Below are 24,640 nucleotides of genomic sequence, written 5' to 3'. Positions count from 1 at the left end.
CAGCGCTCCCGCCTGCTGGGCGGCCAGACGCGCATCACGGCGGCCGCGGTCGTAGCCGCCACGCCACGCGACCGTGCGGTCCGAGCCGCCGCCCTCCCAGACGGCGACCACACCCAGGCCCGCGGCACGGCAGGCCGCGACCTGCGCGACCGTCCACGCCTTCGCCTTGTGCGAGGTGTCGAGATCGGTCAGATAGCGCGCGATGAACGAGTGTCCGGCGGCGCGCACGACCTCAGCCGGGACCGGGGTGAAGCTGTCGATGCCGGTGGGCATGGGGTCCTCCCCTCAGAGTCGGTAGGTGAGGTTGTCGAGACCGATACACGTGCCGACGGCGCCCGCCGTGCCGCCGCCCCAGCCGAGCGGGACGATCTCGCCCGTGGAGCGGATCTCGCCCACCCACCAGCCCGCGCCGGCCGGGACGCCACCGACGAACCGCTGCTTGGCGGTGGGCTCGTAGCCCACAGGGACAGTCGCCGCGACCGTGCCCGCCACCGGCCACGAACCCGTCACCCGCCGGATCGCCCCGCGCATGCGCACCGTGCCGTCCGGGCGGTAGGACACACCCAGCGGATCCACCGTCGGGTCCGTGCCGACCAAGTCGTCCCAGTCCGCCGCGAGCGTGAGCGTCTCCCACACCACCGCGGTTGCCGCGGCTGGGATCGACGCGGCCAGGGTGTGTAGGTCCCTCAGCTTCTTGTCGACTTCGCGCATCCAGTCGTCAAGGTTCCCCTGCGCCATCACGCCACCTCCAGGGTCAGCTCCGCCGTGTCCTCCGACGAGCGGCCCCCGGCCGTGACGACGATCCCCGTCATCCGGTAGCGGGCATCGTGGATCGGCCCGTACAGCCGCGGGATCCGGATCCGCACCGTGTCCCCGAGAGCGAGCGGACTGATCGAGTTCCTCTGCAGATTGATGCTGACCTTCGGCACGCGCGGCGGCATCAACCCCCGGACCATGTCCGCCTGGGCGCGCTCCTCGAGGGTGTCCTGCTCGCTGATCGTGCTGTAGTCCGTGACCACGTCGATCCGCGGATAGCCCGCGTCCAGCAGTGCCGTGGCCTCGTACACCTCGGACAGCAGCGGCTGCTGCTCGGTGCCGCCCGTGCCCTGAGGCGTCCCGCCACGCGCCCGGAACCGGGTGCCGGCGACGCTCACAGCGGGCAGCGACCAGGACTGGATGTCGTCCCCGCTCAGCAGGTGCGCGCTGACGGACTGCCCGATCGTCGGCGTCCCCAGCCGCAGGTACCTGTGGCGGCCGCCCGTCGCGGGGTCGAGGTAGGTGTCGATGGTCCACTCGAAGCCGCCCTGCACGAGGCCCAATTCGCTGAGTGCCTCGCCGTAGCTCTTGTTCGCCGACGCCAGGTATTCGGTGCGGTCGCGCAGAGTGCCGGACATCTCGGCGCCCATCTCGATGCCGATGTTCGCGTGCGGATCCTCCTGCATGTGGGAGACGAGCGTGCGAGCGATGTCGAGCTGGTCGACCGACGTCAGTGTGTCGAGGTCTGTGCTGATGACGACCTGGTCGAGGTAGTCCTCCCAGGTCGCCGCACTGAACGACCACGTCTCGCCGCCGCGGCTGCCTCGGGACTCCTCCGGCGGGGAGTTCAGTAGCCCACCACACACCACGTCGCGGTCGTCGTATACGTAGACCGCAGTCCGGTCGGCGGCCAGCTCGCTGACGGCCGAGGCGACGCGTGCGGACGAGATGGGGACGGCGCCGCTGATCGTCTCGGACCCGGAGATCTTGCGCCCGAACCTCAGATTGTCGACCGCGAGCCTGGCGAGCGTGCGGTCGGTGAAGAGGTCTGCGAACTCCACGCGGTACGCCATTACGCCAACCGGTAAGTGAGTTGGGCGATGAACCAGTTGCCGGTGGACCAGGTCGCGGGGATGCCCGGACCGACCAGGCCGCCGCCCGCGTCCACCAGGACCAGGCGTGATGAGGTCACGGAGTACTGGGTGTAACAGACCATCGACCGGACGACGCCCGCCGTCACGGAAAGCGCAGAGCCGGTATGGCCTTCATTCCCCGAGGTAACTGCGGCGGCGAACGGCAGACCGAAGAACCAGGGAGCGGCGCCGCCGCTCGTGGTCGTAGATCCCCACGTCTGGTTGATCCGGACCGTGCACGTCTTGCCGATGACCATGTACTCGGCGGTACGCGATCCGTTGCCGAGGCTGGGCGCCGCGCCGGAGATCGCATCCCAGGTCGCGCTGTACGACGTCCACTCACCCTGCGTCTTCCAGGCCGAGCCGTCCCACCACTCCAGGCCGGTCGGCGTGTGTCGGTACTGGCCCACGTAGGAACCGGACCAGGACGGGCCGCCCTGCGGCATGATGCCGCCGACAGCAACAGTCGGGATCAGGCGGGACGTTCGTGCGGCCGACCAGCCCGGGTTGCTCTGGACACCGCCGTTGCCCGTGGACACGCCCGCCGGGACGCGGACCTCCCACAGCGGGATCGACGCCGCAGGAACGGACGGGACCGTGGGGACGGCCGCAGGCGTGCCCTCTCGCTTTTCGATCACCGCAACGGTCGAGCCCGATGCGTCGATGAAGTTGTCGTAGATCCGCAGGACGAACAGGTCGATCCTGGGGTTCGTGGCGTGACCGGCGCTCAGTGTGAAGGTCTCGTCGGCGTTCGTCGCCACCGGATACGCGCCCTGCGCGGTGGTGCCCTGGACGAACGCCCGACCCGTGGTGATCTTGCACTGCATGGCGGACACCCCGACGAGGTCCCAGCCGCCGCCCGGGATCACGCCCGACCTCGAGGTGAGCGCCCCGGTGGGAGTCATCGCCCCCGACAGCGCAAGGCGCGTGTCCTCGCGGGTCTGGCCATCGGACACGGTGCGTGGCAGGAGCCAGGCTGCGCGCGTGCTCATGATGCTCCTACAGGTAGGCAGACCGCCACGTCACGGACACGGCAGCAGGATCGGACCCGGACTCCGGGCGAAAGGACAGCAAGTTCGAGCCGGGAACCAGGGCGAACCACTCCGGCAGGGTCGACCGCGGCGTCACCGTGTAGTCCCGGTTCGCCGTGCCGTCGAGGAGCACGCTCCCCTGGCGCGTGTCCACGATCAGCCGCTCACTCGCCGCCAGGGTGATGTCGAACTCCAAGACCAAGCCGGTCGCGGCGTTCGTGAGCGAGGGCTTCGTGCAGGGCCCGGCGATGGTAATCACCGGCGGTGTGGACTCCGTGCCGGCGTTAACCGCCTCCAGGTCGCCGGAGGTGCCCTCGGTGCCCCAGTCCAGTACATCCACCGACCCGGCCGTCACCCAGTCCAGGCGGTCGATCGAGGACACCGCCGTGTACATCAGACCCTGCGACCGCGCGGGCACCACGGCCAGCGCGGTGACCTCGGTCGGCGAGTAGCGCCGCGGATCCGACGCGATGAACTGCAACGGCAGCTCCAGCTCGCCCGCGCACATCCACGTCGTCGACAGCGCCTCCGAGACCCGCGTGTTGATGCGCGCCCCGCACGTCAGGGTCTCCCCGAGCATGCGAATCGTCAGCTCCTGCTCGTCCCGATGGAGCCGAGTCGCGAGCTGCAGAGCGCGCAGGAGTTGCAGGCCCGTGCGGCCGAGTGGGTCGTTGTCGGGGTGGATCGACACCGGGACCGTAACGATCCGCGCCGACGAGAACCTCGCCCCCGCGAACACGCCGTCGGAGGCCGGCATCGGAGTGTCGGCGGTATCGAAGGAAGGCAGATCCTCCCAGCCCTCGATGCCCGCCGACGTGACGATGTACGGCGTCCCCGGCCCCAGCAACAGCGTGGGTCCGACCTGCACTTGGTTGTCGGCGGTGATCAGTGCACCCGTCACGGGCCCACCCCCCTACGGCCACGAGCACGCGCCAGCACGCGCGCCTCTTCCATGAGCCGCCGCGGGTCATCGTTCGCCGCCGCGTAGTAGTTGCCGATTAGCGGAGCCTCACGACCCGGCGAGGCCGGGTTCACCGACTGGTCGGCACCGCGCCTCGCGAGTGTGATCAGCGCCCGGTTGACCTGCTCGGTGTAGACCTGCTCCTGCCTGCCCGTCCCGTTGTAGGCCAGCGTTACCCCGGGCTCCAGCGGGCCGCCCGAGTCATACAGCTTCGGCACGATGCCGCCCATTGCGTAGCCGCCGGGCCGGTCGTAGGCCCGCGACAGCGAGCCGTACTGGGCGAGGGCGTACTGCATGCTCGCGAATACGTTCGCCAAGGGCGCGGTGCTGACGCCGTACATCATCGGCGGCGTGTTCTTGAACGGACCTGCGTACCGCCTGTACGTCGGGCCGATGACCTGCATCAGGCCGACGCTCGGCGTGCCGGCGTACCAGTTGCTGTCCCAGCGGTTGACCACGTTCGGGTCGCCGCCGCTCTCCTGGTTCATCCGCCGCAGCGTCGTCGACAGCAGCGAGGCCGGCTGCCCGACCATTGCGAGTGCCTGCTGCACGACCGGCGCCCACCGGAGCACACCGGCGCCGGCGACGTCGCCTCCCAGCAGTTCGGGCGAGACGTACCGGCGGACATCCGTGACGTTCGCCATGGGCGACGGGCCGACGACGTCACCGGGCTTCGGCGCGTCGTAGATCCAGCCGGACTTCAAGAAGAAGCCGACGTGAGACGGGCTCTGCCCGCCGAAGTGCTCGAACACCAGGTCGCCCGGCCGTGCCTGGGACATCGGGATGGAACGACCCTGCGTGACCTGGTCGTAAGTCGTGCGGCCCATCGGATAGTTCGCCGCATGCTGATACGAGTACGACGTCAGTCCGGAGCAGTCGAACGCGCCCGGCCGATCACCGCCCCACACATAGGGCGTGCCTTCGAACTGTCGGGCATACCCCAGGACCTTGCCTGGGTTGCCGCCCATAAGACCGCCGAACAGTCCGGTCATCTGGGCGTAAATCTGGTCCTCGCCGCGTAGCTTGTCGATCAGCGAGTCGATGCCCTTGGTGGGGATCGCACGGGCCAGCTTCGACCAGTCGTTCTGGCCGGGAATCAGGTTGATCATCGCCTTGATCGGCTTGAACCCCTGCTCGGCCGCAGCAGCAAGGCCACCGCGAGCCAGTTCGCCGAGACCCTTGATCACATCGCCCGGTGACGGGATCTTGCTGATGCCCGACTTGACGCTGTCGACGATGCCGCCCCAGGAGAACGCCCCGCCGTAGCGCATCTCGGACAGCCACTGCGCGGCTCGCGCAACGCCACCGGAGCGGGCCATCGCGTTGCCCGTGTGCACCCAGTCCTCGCCGAGCGCCCGGGTCAACTCCGGTCGCAGGATGGCCTCTCCGCCGCCGACGGCGATCATCGTGGTGTCGACACCCGGGGTGTATCCGGGAACCACACCACCCGTCGCATAGGCGACATCCGGCAGGTGAGGCAGGCTCACCACGTCGGCGACCTTGTCCCAGACCTTCTTGATCCCGCCCGTGTAGACACGGTCGATCACAAACTTCACCGGCGCCTCGGCAACCGACTTGAGCCCGTCCCAGGTCTTTTCGACGGCAGACTTCGTGTTCGTGAACGCCGTCTCGATCCCGCTCAGGACCTTGGAGACCGCACTCCCGATCTTGTCGAACGTCGGCTTGATGCCCTTGTCGTGCAGCCAGGTCGCCCAGTCCGACAAGCTTCGGAAGGCCGACACGCCCAGGTCGATCGCAGGCTTGATCATCCAGTCGTAGACCCAGCGGATCACGGCACCGATCGCCTCGAACTGCGGCCGGATCATCTCCCGGTACAGCCACTCGGCCCGGTCACCGATCCACGCGAACCCGTCCGTGATCCAGCCGACGACCGGACTGATCGCCTTGTCCCAGAGCCACTCCGCGGCTGCACCGATCGCGTTGAACGCAGGACGGATCCCGTGCTCCCACGCCCATGTCGCGCCGGCGGACAGCGCCATCCACGCCAGCAACAGAGGCGTGATCAGCACCGTCAGGACGATCGCCGCGAGGATGCGGGCGCCGATCGAGATGGCCTCGAACGTCGGCTCCAGCACGACGCGCCACATCCACTCGGCCCCGGCCGCGAGCGCCCGCCACCCGACGATCAGGGCATCGACGATCGGCCGGAGGGTGTGGTCGTAGGCCCACTTCAGGCCCGCCACGATCTCGTCCCAGTAGATGACGATCAGACCGATTGCGGCGATAACCGCAGCAATCGCCAGCACATACGGATTCGCGAGCGACGCCGCATTGATGGCAGCGATGGCGATGGATACCGCACGGAATGCGATGGCCGCCATAAAGAGCCACTGGACGGCCGCTGGAGCCTCGCGCGCGATCCAGGAAATCGCGTTGCCGAAGCCCTCGATCGCCGCGAGGATCGGGCCACGGAAGGGGTCGAGCGCGTTGCTGACGTCGGCAAACGCCCGCGCTAGGGACGACAGGGCCGCCCCGAGGGCGGGGGCGTTCCGGGCCGCGTTGTCCAAGAATTGCTCGAACGCCGGATTGCCCCGGAGGTTTACGCCCCAATTCGCGAACCGACCTGTGATCCTTTCCATTCGATTCGCGATGGAATCCATGTGCGGCAAAAAGGCGCCGATAATTCCGGCAATTCCCTTGAATACGTTGCCGAAAGCAACGCCGGTCCCCTCCATCGCCCGGGGCATGGCGACGACCAAGTCCTGCTTGAACTGGATCCACCACGGGCTCTGGAACGAGCGGCTTGCCCGATCCATCAGCCGGCCCATGCCGTCGGCCGCCGCCAGGACCATCGGGGTCAGGGCCGGGAGCGACCGCAGCAGGCCGTCAAGGAAGCGGGTGAACAGTGGCATGACGGTCGGCGAGAGGCTGTCCGACCACTGCTTGAACCCGTCCTTGAGCCTCAGAACCGAGTCGTAGGTCGCGCGGGTCGCCGGGTTCATGTCGGCGAGGGCGCGCTTGTACTTGTCCGCGGCGGTAGCCGCGGCGTTCATTCCGTTCGCGCCGCTCTCCGCCGCCGCTGCCGCCGAGAGTTGAGCCGAGGCGATACCCCGCTGAGCCGACCTGATCTGGTCGGCCGCCTGCACCGCCACCTCGGCCACGTGCTGCTGGGCGTCCGCCACACCCTGCTGGGCCTTGGCGATCGAACGGGCGCCCTCGGTCTGGGCCTTCGCCGCGTCGACCTGCGCGTCCTTGACCGTGCGGGTCGCGTCGACCACGCCGCCCTGGGCCTGGGACAGGCGAGTCTGAGCCTGGGCAACCAGTTCCGAGCCGTCGACACCCGCCTTGTTCGCGGCGGCCACCTGGGCTTGGAGCCGCACATGCTCCTTGCCCTGGTCCTTCAGGTGCTGGACGGCCTGGTCGTAGGTGAGCTGAGCCTCGTCACGCTGAAGCTGGGTGGCCTTCTTGTCCTTGAGCGTCTTCTGCAGGTCCAGCTCGGCCTGCTGAAGCCGGAGTGTCGCGGCACGCTGGTCGAGTTCGGAGTTCGCCAGTCGGTCGTTAAGGTCCTGCAGTTCCTCGGCGGCGTCCTTGCGGGCCTGCGTCAGGTCGAGCTGTGCGATCCGGGCGTCCTCCTGCGCGGACGCGAGCTTCCGCTCGGTCTCGCTGACGCGCACGACCGCCTGGGCGTTGCGCTCGGCCGCCTGAGCCTGAGCGTCTGCAACACCCTCCTGGGCGGTGGCCACAGCGCGCAGAGCCTGCGTCCGCTGGGTCGCCGCCCGCCGGTATGCCTGCGTCAGCGACTGCTGGGCGCCCTCCATCTGCATGGCCTGCTGAGCAGCCTGGATCGCCTCTTGGGCGCCACTCCGGCCCGCCTTCTCCGACGCGGTCGAGGCGGCATCGGAAGCTGCCTTCTGAGCCTGCAATGCGCCAGCGATCTTCATGACCGCAGGCACTGCGACCAGGGCCAATGAGCCGAACCCGACGGCTGCCGTCACGGTCGCGGCGGTCAGTGCGCCCAGCGCGGCCGCCGTCACGCCGATCGCCGGTGGGACGACCAGCGCTCCGGTGATCGCGATGAGCCCCAGGATGTTGCTCATCGCGCTGCCGGTGTTGACCTCGATATTGATGCGCTTGTGGTCGAGGATGTCGGCCTGGACCTGCACAGCACGAAGCTCGTTACGAGCGGTCCGCGAATTCACGCGGATGTCGAGGTCGATGTCCTTGTCGCGCGCCAAAACAGCCAGTTCTGCCCTGATCATGTTGATCTTGGCTTGAGCCGCGCCGGCGTCCATGTCGATGCCGATGCGGACATCGCGGATCAGGTCGAGTTCCGCGCGCAGACCCTGGAGGCGAGCGCGCGCAGGATTCGTGTTCGCATCGATGTTGATGTTCGGCAGCGACTCCTGAGCTGCCTGGACCGAAGCCCGGAGCCTCGCTCCGAAGCTGCCGTCCGTTTCGAGCTTGACCTCCCACGGCCGCAGGGTCGCCAGGCGGATCTGCTCGCGCATCCGCTCCAGCTCGGCGATCGCTGCATTTGTGTCGACCCTGACCTGCACGTTCGGCGAGATCGCGCCGATCCGGCGGAGCTGCTGCTCGATGTCCTCGGCCTCGGCGCGGGCGGCCTCGGTGTCGATGTCGATACCGATGCGCTTGTCCCGTAGGGACTCCAGGCGCACTCGCAGCGCCTGCAAGTCGCTGTCGGCTTCGGAGGTGTTCGCCCCCACCTTGATGTCCGGCAACGACCGCAGGGCCGCTTCCAGCCTGGTCCTCATCTGGCGCCCGAACGCGCCGCCGGCGTCGCCGCCGGCCTTGCCCGCCTGGACGGTCGCCAGCTTGCCCTCGACGCGGATCGGTTCGGTGAGCGAGCCGCGGATGCCCTCGCGAATCCGACGGCCGATCAGGTCCCCCGCCTCGCGGCCGACCCGGTCCGCGTCCGGCAGGATCTGTGAGGCGAGGCGGGCGTAGATGTCCCTGGCGTTCGGAACGACGTCGACGCCGACCGAGCCGATGGGGATGAACGGGGGCATGGTCACCCCCATCAGCTATGTCGGTGTGGTCGCGGTCCCGGTCGCGTCGATCCGGGCCTTCATCGCCGCACGTCGCGCGGCCTTCTCGTCAGGCGTCTCGGGCGCCTTGGCGTCCGGCTCGGGAGTCACACCCGGGCGCCGGATCGGTGGGATGTCGAGTGGCTCGCCGCCACCGGCCTGGACGGTCGCGTTCAGGATCTGACCGAGCCGATCCGCGACCAGAGCGATCAGCATCTCCACCTGCGACCAGCGCGCATCCTCGGGACGCCGGCCCGAATTGCCGACCATCTCGGCGAGCACCGTGTCAGGGATGCTCGCCCGCAGCGCGGTCTGCCACCGCGACTCCATGGGCAGTTGGTCCAGGAGGTCCCGGACCCGGCGCCACGTCAGGCGCCGTCCCGGAAGGGACAGCTCGCGAAGGTCTATTTGGTACGTCGCTTGGAAGTCGGCCTCTGCTTCTTTGCGGTGCGCTCGGAGGCGCGCCGCGAGGCCCTGGATTCCGGGACTGAGATGTCGTGGTGGTCGTTCCAGTCGCCGATGATCTTGTTGATCGCCTTGTTCGGCAACTTGTGCTTGCAGAACTCTTCGTACTGCTCCTCGCCCAAGAGCAGTTGCAGCAGCGGTCGCATGTCTGCCTGGTTCGTGGAGGCGCTGGCCCGGCTGTTCTCCTGCCAGTCGAAATCCTCGGGCGACAGCAGGGTGTACAAGACGCCGCCCACCGTGAAGGTGAACGGAATCCCCTCGTCTTCGTCGGCTGCTTCGTTCAGCCACACGTCCAGGTCGAGGATGGGTTTTTCGTCCTTGCCGTCGACCTCTCGGTTGACGACCTTGCCTTCGATCGCGTCCATGCGCGGACCTGGCCTTTCTCCTGCGCGGACCGGTGTCGTAGAGGTGGGCGGGCCGGGTCCGCGCAGAAGCGACCCGCCCACCAGTCAGGGGTCAGACGAGACCCGGGGTACCGCCGCCCGTGGTGGTCGTCACCGTCACCGTCGGAGTCGTGCCGCCGGTCAGACCGGCGCTGGACGCCGTCATCTGCGTCACATTCGTGCCGGACAGTGCACCACCGAAGGTGACCACGATTGGCGTACCCGGCAGGGCGCCGCCCGTCGTGGTGACGTCCGAAGTCCCGATGTTCGAGAGCGCGACCAGAGCGGTCTTCACCTGCGCGGCGGTGGCGTTGTACGGGATGCCCGCGGTGGTCTGCGAGTCGTAGGTGAGCGTGAACGTGCCGCCGGTCGGAGTGCCGGTGATGGTGACCGTCTGCACCTCGGACGTGAAGAACGCGCCCACGTCCGCGCCCGCGAGGTCGATCAGCGTGGACACGGCCGGAGTCCCGTTCGCGCCCGGGTAGCCGGTGATGGTCAGCTCGATGTTCGTGTAGTCGTCGGTCGGGTTGTTGTCCGAACCGCGGCCGGTAACCTCGCCGGTCGACATGTACCGCCACAGCTTCTTGCCGCCGGACTCCTCCGAGCAGTACAGGAACGTGTATCGGTGGCGGCTCGGGCGGTCGGGCAGGTCGTAAGCAATGATCCCGCTCGCGCCCGGCGCGAGAGTCGTCAGCGACACGTTGTCGTACAGGGCCCGGACCAGCGGGTTCATGGCCTCCTCGGCCGTGAACTTCATGGTCCGGTCGGCCTTGGTGATCTTGGTGGCGATCGGACCCAGGCTGCCGGCCGCCTCCAATTCCTTCCGCTCCTCGTTCGGCGTCCACTCGCCGCCCGACTTGGCCATCCACCCCAGGCACACCCAGGGTGCGGTGAGCGCGGTGAAGTCGGTCGGCTTCGGAGTCCCGAGCGGTGCGACGAAGACCAGGAAGTCATCGGCGCCGTAGGCAAGATCGGCGTTTCGGGTATCGGTCATACGTCACTCACTCCATGGGTGACTGAGCCCCCTGCGCGGGAGGCCAGGCGGAAGAAGGGGTCAGTCAGCCGGTAGCGACCGGCCGGATGGCCGTCGCATACGTGGCCTGAGTTCTGTTCACGTTCGGGTTGTCGTAGGGCAGCCACTGCGGCCCGATCGGACACCCCACGGTCTGTACGCGGCCACCCGCGGCGGTCACACCAGGCAGGTGATGCAGCATCAGATCCTGGACACGGATCGCCAACTCGACCGCGAGCAGACGCGAGGTGTCGTAGGTGTAGATGTAGAGCAGCGGCCCGTCGGAGAACCGCAGCGTCGGACCGCCCACGCGCTCGACCTGCACCACGGGCAGGATCTGCTCCAGGTCGGCCGGTGTGTTCGTGACGACGCGGATCGGATCCAGGAGCCCGCGCAGCCAGCCGGTGACCAGTAGTTCGGCGTTCACCATCGGCCGGGATTTCACGTCGCCGCCGCGATTGCGCAGGCCCGCTGCAGGGTGTGCCTGGCGTTGATGCGGACGTTGCCGAACTCGACCCCGAGGGCATGGGGTGCGGTGTTGATCAGGCTGATCTGGGCTCGGGGTTGCGACCCGTGCCGCCGGGTTCGGGTGATCCAGTGCGAGCGATCCACCACCCGCCACGACCGCTGATACAGCCCGGGATGCTTGTCCTCAGGCGGTACACCCACCGGCGACACGGCCTCGGCAATGGGCTTGAGGTGGGTCTCGGTAATCGTCCGGATCCCCGCGATCATCTGCGGAGATGCCAGCAGCGCCGAGACGCCGGACGGATAGAGCCTGAATGTTGCCATGTCAGCCGGTCACCGCCTTCAGCTTGGCCTCGCAGTGGTGGAACCCGGCGCGCGTGAACACCGGCGCCGGCATGCCGTCGACCTCGAACACGGTGGTCCGCCAGGTGATGCGGTCGCCCGCCCCGATGCCGTCGGTGTTGCAGATCAGCAGCCAGGTCCACGACACCATCTGGTTCGACCCGATCCCCGAGAGCTGGCCCGAACTGCCCGAGCCGTCCTCGGTGGTGCTGAACTGCTGCACCCACGCAGGGATCGAGATCCCCGTCGACCAGGTCCGTACGTCGTTGCCCAGCGCGTCCTGGGCCATTGTTGGCATCTGCCACAGGACCGTGTGCGGCAGGAGGTCCGCCCCGATCACCAGCACCCCCGGGGAGGCGACCAGATCGGACCCTCGTCCGCGCAGATCACCGAGTAGGCGGCATCGCCGTCGCCCATCGAATCCCCGAGCAGAGAGGCCAACTCGCCGTCGGTGAGGTACAGGCCGCCGGCCTCGCCGAGCGTCTCCGAGTACTGGCCGATCGTGCGCTGCCTGTAGCCGCCCGGATTGGTGATTGCCCGTCTCGCGATGACCACCGTCATCGCCAGGGCGACACCGGGATCCGGAGTGAACCCTCGGGGAAGCCGGGATCGGATGAGTGCGGATGCGTCGTCGAGGGTGGCCTGGACCTTGGCCGCGTCCGCGCCCGTCACCGGTCCAGATCGGGCCGCGTACTGCTCGACGGTCGCGAACGCGGCCACTCAGCCCTCCCGAGCAGCGTCGACCGCGGCGATGATGTCCTCCCGGGACGCATCGTCCGCGACGGTCACACCCCGCGCGGAGGCATACTCCGCCCACGCGGACTTACCCGACCCGGGGCCGGACCGCGGAGGCTCGACCGGCCCGTCACCGGCCGGGCCGGCCGCCTGCACGGCCGGAGACTTGCCGTCGTCCGACCACACCTTCGGGTTCTTGACGTGCTCCTCGGCCCACTCCGGCATCGGATCACCCGGAGAGAAGACCTGGCTCTTGCCGTCGCCGTTGTCGACGTGCACGAACGCGGTGAACTGCTTGCCCATGATCAGCCTCCTCAGGCCACGTCGGCGACGAAGGTGAGATCGGGATTGGCCAGGACCGGCAGCACGATCGCCGCCGCCTTGGTCCACAACGCCGGGGACTCCTCGACGCGGTACACACCCGACACGATCCCGGCCTCCTCGCCCGCGCCCAGGCTGTAGCCCCCGTCGAGCGCCTCGACCGTGGTGCCCCAGAACGTGCCGCCCAGCTCGGACGAATCCGACGGCAGGAACAGCACCTTGTCGTCCGGGATGAACCGGGTGGCGACGCCGCCGCTCTTGTACTGCGCGTCGTAGGTGCGGATTTCCGGAAGCCCGAAGACCGACAGGGTCGCGTGGACGCTCGCCTCGGACACGATGTCCGGCGAGCCGTTCACGGTCCCCAGCAGGGTGCGGATCTCCGCGTTCCGCAGGAGGTACGCCAGCACCCGACGCGACGTCAGGATGACGCCCGGCTCCTCGCCGGTCGTCGCGACGTAGGTGTCCCGCCACGACAGCAGGTCGACGATCGGTGTTGCCGACGCCACGGTGGACCACGGGATCGCGGCCGACACCGAGTGCGCGGCGCTGCGTCCGAAGTCGACCGTCGCCTTGACGCCGTTCTCGTCGATCACGACCTGCCCGGTCACCAGCGCATCGGCGCGGGCCTTCTCCACGCGGGTCGCGATCTCGCGGACGATCTTCTCGGCGTCCGACAGCAGACCGTTGGTGATCTCGTCGTTCGCCGCGTGCCGCAGCCGCAGCCGGTCGTACTCGCCCAGCCGCATCTTCCGGCTGATCGGCGGGAGTTCGCCGGTTACGCGCGTGATGCCCTCGCGCCCGGAGATGCTCGCCTCGGTGTCGTAGCTCCGGTACGGCGCCGCCTCCAGGAGGCTGCCGCCACCCCGGTTGAACCGGAAGATCAGGTCGTCCACCTGCACGCTCGGCAGGTACTGCGACAGCGTCAGTCGGTTGATTTCGAGATCCCGCAGCGACTCACGCGCGTATCCGGTGAGGTCCGACGGGAGGATGTATTCGGTGTTCAGGAACATCTGCTACCCCCCTCAGAGGAACTGGATACGGCCGGCGACGTCGACCTGACCGGCCGAGTCGACGGGGAACGGGAGCTTGGCCGAGACGACCTTGCCGTGGTCCAGCAGTGCCGCCGGGATCGTGGTGTTCGTCGAGTTCGACGTCGGTGCCGCGACCGCGCAGAACAGGAACCCCGCGAGCGTCTCCAGGCCGCCCAGCGACGGCTCCGCGCCACCGGCGGTCCCGGTGGCGATCACGACAGCGGGCGAGCTGCCGCCGGTCAGGGATGCGCCCGACGCGGTCATCGCGGCCACGTCCGTGTAGGCCAGCGTCCCGCCGAACGTGACGGTCACCGCAGTGCCGGGCAGCGGGCCGCCCGTGCAGGTCACATCACCGACGCCGATGTTGCTCAGCGCCTCCAGAGCCGCCTGGACCACGGCCGCCGATGCGTTGTAGGCAATCGCCGCGGTGGTCTGGCCGCTCCAGGTCAGCGTGAACGTGCCGCCGGTCGGGCCACCGGTGATCGTGACCGTCTGCACCTCGGACGTCTTGGGCGCATACGGTCCGTACAGTCCGGTCGCGGTCACCTTCCCAAGCGGGATTCCGCTCGGGAAGTACCCCGACGGGTAGTGCGTGTTCGCCGTGAACTTCGAGACGTCGAGCGTGATGCTCCGCGCCGCTTCGGTGCCGTGCTGGGACCCCAGCCAGGACTGATCGTCCTGCCCCCAGGTCTCGGTCCTCAGGCTGAGGTCCATGCCTTCTCCTTGATCGTCAGGTCTTGTTGTGCCGCTCGGCGTACAGATCCCGCCCGGCGGCGACCGACCCCGTGGATCGGTCCTTGCTCGTACTGCGCGGGCCCTGACCCGCCGTCACATGCCTGCGCTCGTCCACCGGAGGAGCCGCCGGAGCGAAGCCCTCGATCAGCGCGGCCACCCTGTCGGCGTCCACCGCGCGGTCATCGCCCACCAGACCGGACAGGTCCATCAGGTCCAGAGCCGCCGCCGGCACCACCACGCCAGCCGTGGCCGCCGCCGCGACCACCGCCAGACGCCCGGTACTCGACCGCCACTCGGCACTCGCCTCGGTACGACCGGCCTCCTTGGCCTCCGCAAGGGCGCGCTCCTGATCGGACAGGCCCTGCTTGCGAAGCTCCTCGAGATCCTTCGCAGCCTTCGAGTTCGCCTTCGCCTGGTCCTCGTGCTTGCGCGCGAGGGCCTTCCACTTCTCCGCCTCGGCCTGCCAGTCGGCAGTCGACTCGGTCGGCTTCGGCGGCTCGACCGGCTTCGGGTCGCCGACGGAAGGCGTGTCGCCGCCCGGGTCTCCCTCGCCAGAGCCGCCCGCAATCGGGTAGATCGGCCGGCCGTCCTTGCGGTAGGCCAGCACCGTGCCCGGGGCGTGCGTGAGCAGGGTGATGCGCTGCATGTGTGCTCCCATGTCGGGTGTGCCGCGCCCGTGTCGGGCAGCGGAAGCTCAAGAGGCGGAAGTGCCGCCGAGATCGTCGGGGCCGGTGAAGTGCTGGTCACGACGGGACAAGACCGGGCCCAGTTCGCCGTGATCGTTCGTCACGATCAACTGCCGGTAGTCCGGCGTGCGACCACCGCGGTCCGCCTCGAAGCCTGCGTCCGTGACCGCCTGGTGCACGCGCTCCAGCAGCACCGGATCGATGATCTGACCCGGATCCCGAGTACCGGGGATCGGCTCAACAATGCAGTGACACTGCGGATGGATCGCGGCCAGATCCTGGCGCCGGTAGCGCTGGGTCGAAGCAACCAGGCACAACAAGCAGTTGCGGGGGCCCGTTGGGACACGCTTCCAGCCTGCCGCACCCGGCTGACCCGCAATGGCCTGCCGCGACGCGTGCGTCCGCGCCAACTGCAAGTCCGTATCCGCGAGCACCGTCGCCCGGCGCCCGGCCTCGCCGAGCGCCTGGTCGAACGACTTGCCGTTCTTCAGGTCGGTCCAGAGCTGCACGTAGGGCCGCTCGTAGACGGCCTGCGTGGGCACGCCTCGCAGATCCTCCGGCAGCTCAATCCCCACCGGCTCGAATGCCTCGCCGGTCTGCTCAGCCAACGACGCCGCGATGTACCGGTCTGTAAGCGCCGCCATGTACTGCTGCGAACCGATGATCGTCGGCGCCACCGTCGACGAGAACCAGGCCGCGTCCGGGCGGTTCCAGGCGGACCTCAACATGAATGCCCGCCCGATGTAACCCAGCAGGCCGGCCCGCAAGTTGATGCTCGCTGCGATGTACGCCGCAGCCGCCGACACCTGCACCGCCCGCGGCGGCGCCGGAGTCGTCACGCCCCATCCAGGCTGAAGTCAGGCAAGGCGAGCTGCTGCGGAGGAGCGGGCTGACGCGCGGCCTGCTCGGCGCCGGCCCTCAGCATCGTCTCGCCTGCGGCACCCGCCTCGATGCGCTTGATCCGCTGAGGAGACTCGCCCATGTTCTCGGCGAGGATCCCCAACGGGTAGCCGACCGCCTTCAGCTTCGTGGCCATGTCCGCCAGTACCGCAGGATTCAGCGACCGCGGATCCTGCCACCGAATCTCGTGCGACGTGAAATCTCGGTCGTCACCGGCGACGACCGCACACAGGCCGAGGACATCCTCGTGCTGCTCGCCGAAGTGCGTCCGGTGCTCGCCGATCTTCGCCTGGTGGTTACCGTCCAACGCAACCACCGTTTCGGTTGCGATGTTCACCAGTTCGTTGACGACCGCGTAGGTCGGCGTGTTCGTCTGCACGAGCAGGTCACGAATGTCGACATCGTGGCACTTCAAGTACCCCATCAAGTCCGTCTGGCTGAACTCGCCGAACTTCGCATCCGGGTTCTCGCTCACCCACAGGGACGCCGGATCCGGAACGAACGGATTACCGTCCGGGACCTTCTTCGGCACCATCATCGGCAGACCGGTCTCCGCATCGAAACCCGGCACCATCTCGACCCTCGTCGCGAACTTGTGCCCGGTCAGAGTCCGTTGGCGAAACGCCGAATACCGCCCCGCCGTCATCCGGTTCAGAACCCCGAGGTTGATCCGATTCTGGGCCGGGATTCCCGCCCAGAACTCGGGCAACGGGTCCTCGCCCAGCTCGGGCCGGCACTGGAACGCCACGAACGCCGGCCGGTTGAAGTCGTGCCCTATGAACGTGCCCGACTCCCACGTCTTCGCCGAGATCGAGAACCGCCGCCCGGCCTGCTCGCGCCGGTACTCGGTACGACCCGCCTTCAGTGACACCGTCGCACGCGCTTCCCTCGCGACGTCGTCGTACCAGACCTTCAGGGCGGCGATGACCTCGCCGGTGGCAGGGTCCGTCTCCACGATGCAATCCCGTGGATGCTCAACCGTGATCAGCGGCTCGCCCGGACGATCAGGATGTTCACCGACCTGGAGATACGCCTCACCGAAGATCAACGCTGTTCGGTACAACTGCTTCTGCTTGCTGTCCATCTTGTTGGCCTGCCACCACTGCCAGGCGGCGTCATCGGCCTTGCCCTTAGCGTCCGTGACCCCGATGGCCAGGAGTCGGAACACCGAGGCGTCGACCACCATGGCCAAGAAGTTCGTGCGGCTGTTCTTCTGGAAGTCCCGATACGCCTGGGCGGCCTTCGCCGGGCCGTTCGGCAGCGGGTGCTCGCCCGTGTACCAATCCCAGTACTCGTCGAGCAGCGCGCGCCGCGCCCACAACTTCCGACTCAGCCGCAGAAGCCACCAGTCCGCACTGCCGGGTTCGGGGTCGTTCAACGGCACCACGCCACCCCCTCACCAATCAGAACGTCCAGCCGAGTGATTCCTCTTGAGCCGCCAACACGCCTGCGGCGATGGCCGCCAAGCGGGCCTGATACGCCAACACCGAGGCGACGATCGCGTCGATCTTGCGTGGCGAGTCCGGGTGCTCCTTCGCGATCTGCAGACCGGACCTCGAGGCCCGCCGGCGGGCGTTGAGCGCATGCCGCGCCAGAACCGACGAGCCGTCATGCGTCAGCTCGCGCTCGATCACCGCCGAGTGGAACTTCTCCAGGGCCCGGACGATGAGGATCGACCTGCCGCCGGTCATCCACCACTCGATCGGGTGGGCGACCGTTGCCTTGACCTTCAGGCCCGCACCCCAGCGGGCCTCCCAGTCGGCAACGTGTCCCTCCCACTTCGCCGGGTCTGCGAAGAACCCGACGACGTGGTACCGCTCGAACGTCTCGGCCACCACGGCCAAGACCTCCGGGACCGGCACCGACCAGTCCGTGCCGGCCGGCCCGTCGGGTTGCTCCCAGATGTGGATCGGGAACACGTGACCGTCGGATACCCGGCAGCCCATCAAGGCCGTCGCGTCCGTGACGCCGCGAGTTCGCTTGCGTGATCCGTCGAACCCGAGCGTGATCATCTCGCCTGCGAGCACGCGCTTCTCGGGCGCCGCGCACCCCGACCACTCGGGCTGCGTGAGCCACGCGTCCGTCGCGTGCGTGATCTGGTTCAGGAAGTCCGCCCGCATCACCTGCGGATCGTTCGACAAGTCCCAGAAGTCCGCCGCGATGATCTCGATGGGCGACCATCCGGGAGCACACGCAGGCTGGTGCAGCACACATCCGGCGTCGGTGTCAGCCGAGTCCCCGTAGGCGTACCGCAAGCCCGTGATCAGTGAATCCCGGTCGGTGACATCCGTTTCCGGTGGCGCCTCACGATGGTCGTACAGCAACCCCTTGGTCTTCGCTCGGCCTTCCTTGATGGCCGCCGCATACGCCGCGGTCGTCTCGGCCACCGAGTCCTCGCCGGGCGTGTACGCGTTCGGCGACTCGATGGTGGAACCACCGAGCTTCGTGGCGTTGTCGCGCATGCGCTGCGCGAGCCGCACGCCGCCGTTCGAGACCTTCCACTCCTCGGTCTGGTCGAGGATCGAGTGGATCGCGCGGTTGCCCTTGACGGAGGACGCCGACGACGTGATCGGCGCGATCCTGCCCTTGGGTAGCGCGACGAACGAGTCCATCGGCTCCAGGCCGGGATACGCGTCGATCACCGGGCCCTCGCGGAGCATCTCCAGCAGCGGCGTCCACGAGTTCTGCGTCTGCATCTCCGACACCGCGGCGACCTGCACCAGCGGCGTTCGCACCGACGACCAGGGCTTGCCGACCGGTTGACCCTGAGCGTCCCAGCCCTCGAACAGCACCGGGCCCAGGGCCTCCGCGCAGGCGATAGCCGCGAGGAACGGGGACTTGCCCCACCCGCGGGGGCGGGAGATCACGCCGCGGCGGATGACCCGCCGGCCGGTATGCGGGTCGAGTTCGTAGAACCGCAGGATGAACTCGGCCTGCTCGCGCGTCGGCACGAACGGCTCGTACTCCGTCCGGTCCGGCGCGGCCAGCATCGCCGTGATCCAGTCCAGTACCTCGTAGCCCAGCGTCGGCAGCTCACCCGGTTCGGACGGCCGCCACGGCATCAGTCATCCGACGCGGCAGGCGGCAGCACGTGCAGCGATCCGTACCGGTCACGGGACGACGGAGCAATCGGCCGCCGCGAGTCGACCTCGTCGGCCTGCGCAAACTGCATCCGCAGCCGCGCGCGGTCCTCCATCGTGGCCCCGAACTTCGCCACCCGAAGCCGCAACTCCGGCGCCACCGACAGATCGCCCGTCCACACCTTCGCGTGGATCAGCGCCGTGTCGAGAAGGAACTCCCAGTCGGTCGAGCTGAAATGCTCCGCCTGAGGCGACGCCTTCCAGGTCTCCCACCAGTGGATCGTGCGCTCCGGCCACTCGTACTCGACCAGGCCGTCCTCGCCCTGGATGCCGAAGCTCGGCAACTCGGGCGCCTCGGCCCGCTCGAACCGCAGGATGGTCTGCGGGATCGGATCCTTGTTGCCGCGTGCCCGCCTATTCGACGGCTTCGGCGGCGGCCCCATGCCGGCCATGTCGTACCTCCCGTGTCGGGACGGCAGCGCCGCCCGTGTCGGGAGGCAGCTACGTGATCAACTCGCCGATGACCTCGGCGAGATCGCCAAGCACCGCCGGCGTGTCGCCGAATCGCCGGTGCGTGACGGTGATGTACCGGCCGGAGGGGTACACCTCGGCCTTGCCGCCGCCCGGAGTATTCACCACCCGGCCGGAAGTCATGGAGGCGCGGCCCCAGATGTGCAGGCCATCGCCCGACGGCGAGACCTCCATCCAGGTGGAGCCGGCACGGTCGACGATCCGCTGAGCCCACGGCGCGAGCACGCCGCCGGACCAGCAGTGGTCGAGGTCGATACACACGATGCCGTCGCCATTCAGCACGAAGCCGGCGCCGATGCCCTCGGTCGAGGCCCGGGCCTGTTCGTAGGTCGACCAGGTCCGCGGGTTCGTCGAGGAAGCGACGCCCCGGCGGTCCGACCGGAGCGGGACCTTCGTGCCGGAGTAGCGCACCCATCGCGGAGCCTCGGCCAGTTCACGAGGCACCGTCGGCCGAGGAGCAGCCGCGGTTCGACGAGCACGTAGAGCGGCAACCCGGCAAGCACCTCCGCAGTACTTGGCATCCACCCGGGCTCGCCTCGGGAGTGCCCCGCCGCATCGATCGCACAGTCGCTCCGCCATGACCCCAGTATAGCGAATAATGCCTGTTCAAGGCGTTACATCGCGGATCTGAATGCGGATCGCTGTGCGCCGATCTGCCGATCCGGGGGTGCCGGGAGTCCGGGCAGTGCGCGCGGGGTCGCCCAGCGGTCGGGTAGCCCGCCCCGTGGGGTGATCCCCCAGACCCGTAGGCACCCCTAGCCGCAGCATTCCTTCGGTCTCCGTCTCCCGGGGGGAGGGGAGTCACCCCCCGGGGGGTCACCTCGGTAGGCCAACACGGTAGGCATACCAGGTTGCCGGTCGCTCCGGTTGGTTGCCTCGCCGGACGGTCACCGACCGCCTGGGTGGCCCTTGCCTGGTGGCGCTCCGACGGCGAGGCGGTGGAGCACGTTGCAGTAGCCCTCGGGGTCGGCCAGGTACTTGGCGAGGTGGCGGACGCACCGGTTGAAGTCACCCGGCGTGCCCCACTTGATCTTGGCGGCGCCCTTGCCCTTGGTCCAGTAGACCTTGAGCTCGGTGCCGCCTCCTGGTGCGCCGTCCACGCTGCCCCCTCAGCTCAGCCCTGGGTGCCGCTCCGCTGGCCTGTGCTCGCTGACTGCCGGTCCCCGTGCTGCCGCGGCTTCGCGCGCTGTCTTGGCCGCGTGGTGGTGGTGGCACAGCAGCCAGAGGTTGGCGTCCGCATGGTCGTCGCCTGGCACCTTGTGGTCCACGTCTGTACCTGGTGCACCGCAGATGCCGTGTGCGCCTGGCCATTGGCACACCTCGCCGTCTCTGCGCTTGATGCGGGGGACGATCTTGCTGGTCCACCCTGCGGGTAGGCGTGCTCGCCTGGTGCTGCCTGCCCATGCCATGGCCTCCTCCTAGAGCGCGTTGCCCTTGGTGATGATGTCCCAGTCGTCGAGGCCGGCGATGGCAACCTCGTACATGGGCTCGACGCCGTACCAGGCTGTGGTGTTGGTGTCGGGCTTGGATGCCGGGGTGCCGTTGAACGCGCTGCCCAGGGCTTGGAGTCCAGCATTGCTGACGGGGGTGGCGAGAGCTCCGACGGTAACGCTGTAGTGCCCGCTGGTGGCTGCGTATGAGGCGATGTACTCGACGCCCACGGTCGCCGTGATGGGGGTGTCCAGGGTGGCGATGTTCCAGCCATCGACGGGGGTGACGACGGCGGTTGCCAGCACGGTGCTGCCCAGCCAGATGCGGGCTGTGGTGGCGGTGTTGGTGGAGTCGCCGCGATACCAGCGGATGCCGGTGATCTGGCCGGCGACGAGGGGCTTGAAGCGGAGGCCGAGTTCGTAGTCCTGGCCGTCGCCCTCGACTGGCGAGACCGGGGTGGTGGGGTAGAACACGCCGTAGGTCCCGCCGGTGAGGGCGGGCGGTGGCTCGACGCCGAGGTTGGTGCGGAGGGCGACGGCGACGACGCCGGTGCTGCGGACGCGGACGATGCGTCCGCGGGTGTAGGTGGCGGCGGGGTCCCAGTCCGGGTTGGTGCCCCAGGCGTCGATGAAGGACAGGCCATCTGCGCCATCCGCACCGGGGGCGCCGGGCGTCCCGGGTACGCCCTGGTCGCCCTTCAGGCTGGCGAGCCATGCGGCTTGTGAGCCGACGAACCCTGCTGCCACGGCCACTTGGTAGGCGGATGCTCCGGGGGCTCCGTCTTGCCCGTCCGTGCCGTCCTGGCCGTCGGCTCCGGGTGCACCCGGAGCGCCGTCGGCACCGTCCTGGCCGGGCGTTCCCGGTGCGCCGGGTGGGCCTTGGGCTCCGGTCTCGCCCTTGGGTCCCGCGCCTCCGTCCGCTCCGGGTGGCCCCGGCAACCCGGTCGCTTCGACGGTGACGATGGTGGTGGGGGTCTCGATGATGATCTCGGTGTCGCTCACCAGGCGACCTCCTCGACCTGGATGCTGCCGTGGACGATGGCGTCGGCGGCGGTGGTGTCGACCTGGTCGAGCCAGAGTGCCCACCGGGCGGTGTAGTCGAGTTGGCCGGTGACGGTGGTGTCCAGGGTGAAGGTAATGCTGCCCGCGGTGTCGTCGACGGTGATGGTGCCGCCGGTGCTGGTGCCGCCGCGGATGAGGCGGGCGACGTCTTCGCCGCGGCTCTCGACGACGATGAGCACGTCGGTGTCGGTGAGTGGGCGGGGTGCGCCGCCGGTGCGGATGCGAATGGTGCGGGTGAGGGCTTCGCCGCGTGCGCATGCGAGGTCTACGCGGGGGACGTTGCCGGAGGTGAGGGTCATGGTGGCCTCCCTCCGGGCGTGCGGGGTGGTCCGGCGCGGGTGGCGTCGGCTGTGGTGCCGCGGGCCGGATTCGAACCGGCGTCCTCCGACTGATGGTGTGCGTCGGCGAGCTGACCGGGCTGCTCTACCGCGGGGTGTTGGTGGGGCCGGAGCAGTGCTCGACGGCCCCACCTACGTCCCGACGCCGCCCGCGTCGGGGTTGTCAGGGATCGCCGCCGTTCCGGAGTTTCACCGGTGCTGGCCAGCGTCGGGCGACTCTTCTCGCCTGCCGACGGCGTCCCCGTCTGTGGGGTGGGTCAGATGGTCCAGGTGGCGGTGTTCTGTGCGAGGCCGAGCCCGGGTGCGAATTCGATCTTGACGATCTTGGCGTCCTTGGGGACGACGTAGGCGATGTAGCCGACGACGTGGTCGCCTGGTCGGACTGCGGCGCCGTCGGGGTACTTGGGGCCGGCGGTGACCTTGCGGATGTAGTCGGCGCTGTATCGCTGGCCCTGGTCGTCGTAGACGCCGGACTGCATGCCCGGGTACTCGGACATGGTCTTCGTGCCGGGTGCGCCGAGTCGCCATTGGACGGCGATGACGCGCTGGGCCGATGTGACGGTGGCGCTGAAGCCGTCGGTGGTGGCCGGGTCGACGACCTTCACGGCGGTGAGTTCGATGCTGTCTTCGCCCCGGGTGATCGTGACGGGTTGCCCTACGGCGACGGGCGCGGGTGGTCCGGTGGGCGTGCTGGCCGCCGCCGGGGCTGGTGCTGCGGGTGCGGTGGCCGCGGGCGGCAGGGTCCCGGGCGGCTGTGCCGCCGGCGGCTTGTCGCTGCTGCTGTCGGTGCATCCGGCGAGTGCGAGCAGCGTGGCCCCCACGGCCAGGGCTGCGGTGGTGCGGTGTCTCATGGTGGTCCCCCCACGGGTTGAGTGCGGGGGACGCTACGCCTGCCGGATGGGCCTGGGTGGCTGAGTTCACAGATCCGTGACGGGGTGTTCGATCACGGAGTGCGCCCCGGTTCCTAGTCCGGGGCGCACCCACGGCCCTTGCGGGTGCCGCGCCCGGTCCAACGCTTGGGTCGGGCCCTAGGAGGCCGTTGCCGCGTCGACCGGGAACTCTGTGGGGTCTGATCGGTCAGCCTTCGTCCCGCTCCTGCATGCGTTGGCGGATGTCGTCGGCTGCGCTCGTGTGCATGCCGAGGGCTTCCCAGGAGTTCAGGTCGCTGCTGCGGTAGTTGATCAGGCAGACGTCGCCGTGCTCGTCCAGGGCTTTGATCGACACGGCGTATCCGAGGGCGATGTGCCCGTCGGGCAGGATGCCGGAGATGCTGTCCTCGCTCATGCCGCCCGCCGCTCTGCTCGCTTGATGCGCTGCCACCCGGCGATGGCGGGGACTGCCCGGTCGGGCGCGCGGAGCCTGGTTGCCAGTTCGGCGGCCTCGAGGTCGGCGGTGCGGTAGATCGGCTTGGGCCGACGCTTGTGGCCGGGCTCGATCGGCCGGGTGCTGTAGAGGACGCGCAGGGGCTTGACGTGGGCGCGTCGCCCGCCCTGGTCGATGTAGCCGCGGGTGCACCACTTGGTGATGCGGCTGCGGTGGACTCCGACGCGGCGGGCGAAGGCGGAGGCGGTGGTGATGTCTTCGAGGGCGGCGATGCCGAGGTCGTCGAGGAGTTCTCGGAGTTCGTCGGCGGTGAGGCCGTCGAGGTTGTCGGGTGTGAGCACGGGTCACCTCCGGACGCGAAGAACCCCCTCGCGGTGGAGGGGGTCCGTGTTCGTAGGCGCACGTGTGGCGCAACTCGATGTTGCCACTTGTGTGATCACCGGGCAAGTCGGCGCGCCCGACTCGGAGATGTGACGCTCCGCAGTTCCCTTCCGCAGGCTGGTCGCGGGAGGTTGCAGCGTTTGTTCCACCCTGGGTGTTACTAACGCTGCACCGGTCCCCGAGTACGGCTTGGTGGGCGTCACGATCAGTTACTCCGCTGGCCGCCACTCCTCGCGATAGTCGGGGTGGTTCTCGTACACGGCGGCCAGGATCTTGACGGTCGTCGCGAGCGCACCTTCGGCGAGGACGTAAGCCTCGTCCCGTGTGGTGTAGCCGCCGTGGCCGTAGCCGCAGACCTTGACGTAGTTCTCGACGATCCGCCGCCGGGCAGCCACGTCGCGGAGGACGCGCAAGGGGTCGTGGCGGGCGATGTGTGGGCCGGTGTCCCAGGGGTGGCTGCCGACTTCGTAGTGGCCGCTGACGGTGTGCCCGGTGTCGTCGATGACTTTGTGGTCGCCGCCCGGTGTCTC

Annotated in this window: 29 protein-coding genes; all 29 read right to left on the bottom strand. The window is 68.9% G+C overall.

Going from position 1 to position 24,640, the window contains the following annotated elements:
* Positions 1 to 273 (bottom strand): glycoside hydrolase domain-containing protein (locus tag ACWCPW_RS49630; RefSeq protein ID WP_449768264.1); only part of this gene is annotated, 273 nt, incomplete at its 3' end.
* A 12-nt stretch (positions 274 to 285) separates the two neighbouring features.
* Positions 286 to 738, bottom strand: coding sequence for a hypothetical protein (locus tag ACWCPW_RS49625; RefSeq protein ID WP_449768263.1), 453 nt, complete (start codon positions 736 to 738; stop codon positions 286 to 288).
* Positions 738 to 1,817: a hypothetical protein gene (locus ACWCPW_RS49620; RefSeq protein WP_449768262.1), complete on the bottom strand. Its 1,080-nt coding sequence runs from the start codon at positions 1,815 to 1,817 to the stop codon at positions 738 to 740. The genes ACWCPW_RS49625 and ACWCPW_RS49620 overlap by 1 nt, the downstream gene beginning before the upstream one ends.
* 11 nt (positions 1,818 to 1,828) lie before the next feature.
* Positions 1,829 to 2,881, bottom strand: a complete 1,053-nt coding sequence (locus tag ACWCPW_RS49615; protein WP_449768261.1) for a hypothetical protein — start codon at positions 2,879 to 2,881, stop codon at positions 1,829 to 1,831.
* 7 nt (positions 2,882 to 2,888) lie between these two features.
* Entirely contained in the window at positions 2,889 to 3,821 is a 933-nt protein-coding gene (locus ACWCPW_RS49610; RefSeq protein WP_449768260.1) for a phage distal tail protein, read from the bottom strand.
* Positions 3,818 to 8,869, bottom strand: a complete 5,052-nt coding sequence (locus ACWCPW_RS49605; RefSeq protein WP_449768259.1) for an NlpC/P60 family protein — start codon at positions 8,867 to 8,869, stop codon at positions 3,818 to 3,820. The genes ACWCPW_RS49610 and ACWCPW_RS49605 overlap by 4 nt, the downstream gene beginning before the upstream one ends.
* A gap of 15 nt (positions 8,870 to 8,884) precedes the next feature.
* A complete protein-coding gene (locus tag ACWCPW_RS49600) occupies positions 8,885 to 9,217 on the bottom strand; it encodes a hypothetical protein (protein WP_449768258.1) in 333 nt (110 codons plus the stop codon).
* A 74-nt stretch (positions 9,218 to 9,291) separates the two neighbouring features.
* Positions 9,292 to 9,717, bottom strand: coding sequence for a hypothetical protein (locus ACWCPW_RS49595; protein WP_449768257.1), 426 nt, complete (start codon positions 9,715 to 9,717; stop codon positions 9,292 to 9,294).
* Positions 9,718 to 9,808: 91 nt separating this feature from the next.
* Positions 9,809 to 10,729: a hypothetical protein gene (locus ACWCPW_RS49590; protein WP_449768256.1), complete on the bottom strand. Its 921-nt coding sequence runs from the start codon at positions 10,727 to 10,729 to the stop codon at positions 9,809 to 9,811.
* Between the two features lie 64 nt (positions 10,730 to 10,793).
* The gene (locus ACWCPW_RS49585; RefSeq protein ID WP_449768255.1) at positions 10,794 to 11,177 is read right to left on the bottom strand and encodes a phage tail termination protein; all 384 of its coding nucleotides are present in this window, start codon (positions 11,175 to 11,177) and stop codon (positions 10,794 to 10,796) included.
* Positions 11,178 to 11,188: 11 nt separating this feature from the next.
* Positions 11,189 to 11,539 (bottom strand): hypothetical protein, encoded by a 351-nt coding sequence (locus ACWCPW_RS49580; RefSeq protein ID WP_449768254.1) that lies wholly within the window; start codon positions 11,537 to 11,539, stop codon positions 11,189 to 11,191.
* A 1-nt stretch (position 11,540) separates the two neighbouring features.
* Positions 11,541 to 11,903: a hypothetical protein gene (locus tag ACWCPW_RS49575; protein ID WP_449768253.1), complete on the bottom strand. Its 363-nt coding sequence runs from the start codon at positions 11,901 to 11,903 to the stop codon at positions 11,541 to 11,543.
* Entirely contained in the window at positions 11,894 to 12,277 is a 384-nt protein-coding gene (locus ACWCPW_RS49570; RefSeq protein WP_449768252.1) for a hypothetical protein, read from the bottom strand. Before ACWCPW_RS49570 ends, ACWCPW_RS49575 begins: the two co-directional genes overlap by 10 nt.
* On the bottom strand, positions 12,278 to 12,595 hold the full coding sequence (locus ACWCPW_RS49565) for a hypothetical protein (protein ID WP_449768251.1): 318 nt from the start codon (positions 12,593 to 12,595) through the stop codon (positions 12,278 to 12,280). It lies immediately after the preceding gene.
* A gap of 11 nt (positions 12,596 to 12,606) precedes the next feature.
* Positions 12,607 to 13,623: a major capsid protein gene (locus ACWCPW_RS49560; RefSeq protein WP_449768250.1), complete on the bottom strand. Its 1,017-nt coding sequence runs from the start codon at positions 13,621 to 13,623 to the stop codon at positions 12,607 to 12,609.
* A gap of 12 nt (positions 13,624 to 13,635) precedes the next feature.
* Complete coding sequence (locus ACWCPW_RS49555) at positions 13,636 to 14,358, bottom strand: hypothetical protein (protein WP_449768249.1); 723 nt, start codon at positions 14,356 to 14,358, stop codon at positions 13,636 to 13,638.
* Between the two features lie 16 nt (positions 14,359 to 14,374).
* Positions 14,375 to 15,025, bottom strand: coding sequence for a hypothetical protein (locus ACWCPW_RS49550; RefSeq protein WP_449768248.1), 651 nt, complete (start codon positions 15,023 to 15,025; stop codon positions 14,375 to 14,377).
* 48 nt (positions 15,026 to 15,073) lie between these two features.
* Complete coding sequence (locus ACWCPW_RS49545) at positions 15,074 to 15,904, bottom strand: hypothetical protein (RefSeq protein ID WP_449768247.1); 831 nt, start codon at positions 15,902 to 15,904, stop codon at positions 15,074 to 15,076.
* Positions 15,901 to 17,352 carry a phage portal protein gene (locus tag ACWCPW_RS49540; protein WP_449768246.1) on the bottom strand — a complete coding sequence of 484 codons (1,452 nt, stop codon included), beginning with the start codon at positions 17,350 to 17,352 and terminating at the stop codon, positions 15,901 to 15,903. Before ACWCPW_RS49540 ends, ACWCPW_RS49545 begins: the two co-directional genes overlap by 4 nt.
* A 16-nt stretch (positions 17,353 to 17,368) precedes the next feature.
* On the bottom strand, positions 17,369 to 19,027 hold the full coding sequence (locus ACWCPW_RS49535; RefSeq protein ID WP_449768245.1) for a terminase: 1,659 nt from the start codon (positions 19,025 to 19,027) through the stop codon (positions 17,369 to 17,371).
* Entirely contained in the window at positions 19,027 to 19,497 is a 471-nt protein-coding gene (locus ACWCPW_RS49530; RefSeq protein ID WP_449768244.1) for a phage terminase small subunit, read from the bottom strand. The genes ACWCPW_RS49535 and ACWCPW_RS49530 overlap by 1 nt, the downstream gene beginning before the upstream one ends.
* 49 nt (positions 19,498 to 19,546) lie before the next feature.
* Positions 19,547 to 20,020, bottom strand: a complete 474-nt coding sequence (locus ACWCPW_RS49525; protein WP_449768243.1) for a hypothetical protein — start codon at positions 20,018 to 20,020, stop codon at positions 19,547 to 19,549.
* 443 nt (positions 20,021 to 20,463) lie between these two features.
* Complete coding sequence (locus ACWCPW_RS49520) at positions 20,464 to 20,676, bottom strand: hypothetical protein (RefSeq protein ID WP_449768242.1); 213 nt, start codon at positions 20,674 to 20,676, stop codon at positions 20,464 to 20,466.
* 318 nt (positions 20,677 to 20,994) lie between these two features.
* Positions 20,995 to 22,008, bottom strand: a complete 1,014-nt coding sequence (locus tag ACWCPW_RS49515) for a DUF4082 domain-containing protein (RefSeq protein WP_449768241.1) — start codon at positions 22,006 to 22,008, stop codon at positions 20,995 to 20,997.
* Positions 22,005 to 22,367 carry a hypothetical protein gene (locus tag ACWCPW_RS49510; RefSeq protein WP_449768240.1) on the bottom strand — a complete coding sequence of 121 codons (363 nt, stop codon included), beginning with the start codon at positions 22,365 to 22,367 and terminating at the stop codon, positions 22,005 to 22,007. Before ACWCPW_RS49510 ends, ACWCPW_RS49515 begins: the two co-directional genes overlap by 4 nt.
* Positions 22,368 to 22,663: 296 nt before the next feature.
* A complete protein-coding gene (locus ACWCPW_RS49505) occupies positions 22,664 to 23,257 on the bottom strand; it encodes a hypothetical protein (RefSeq protein ID WP_449768239.1) in 594 nt (197 codons plus the stop codon).
* 226 nt (positions 23,258 to 23,483) lie between these two features.
* Positions 23,484 to 23,690: a hypothetical protein gene (locus ACWCPW_RS49500; RefSeq protein WP_449768238.1), complete on the bottom strand. Its 207-nt coding sequence runs from the start codon at positions 23,688 to 23,690 to the stop codon at positions 23,484 to 23,486.
* Positions 23,687 to 24,070, bottom strand: a complete 384-nt coding sequence (locus ACWCPW_RS49495; protein WP_449768237.1) for a hypothetical protein — start codon at positions 24,068 to 24,070, stop codon at positions 23,687 to 23,689. Before ACWCPW_RS49495 ends, ACWCPW_RS49500 begins: the two co-directional genes overlap by 4 nt.
* 249 nt (positions 24,071 to 24,319) lie before the next feature.
* A partial coding sequence (locus ACWCPW_RS49490; RefSeq protein ID WP_449768236.1) for a DUF6221 family protein occupies positions 24,320 to 24,640 on the bottom strand: 321 nt, incomplete at its 5' end.

This window comes from Embleya sp. NPDC001921 (genome assembly GCF_053594475.1).
The sequence above is the reverse complement of the archived record's forward strand: the minus strand, read 5'-3'. Positions and strand labels throughout refer to the sequence as shown.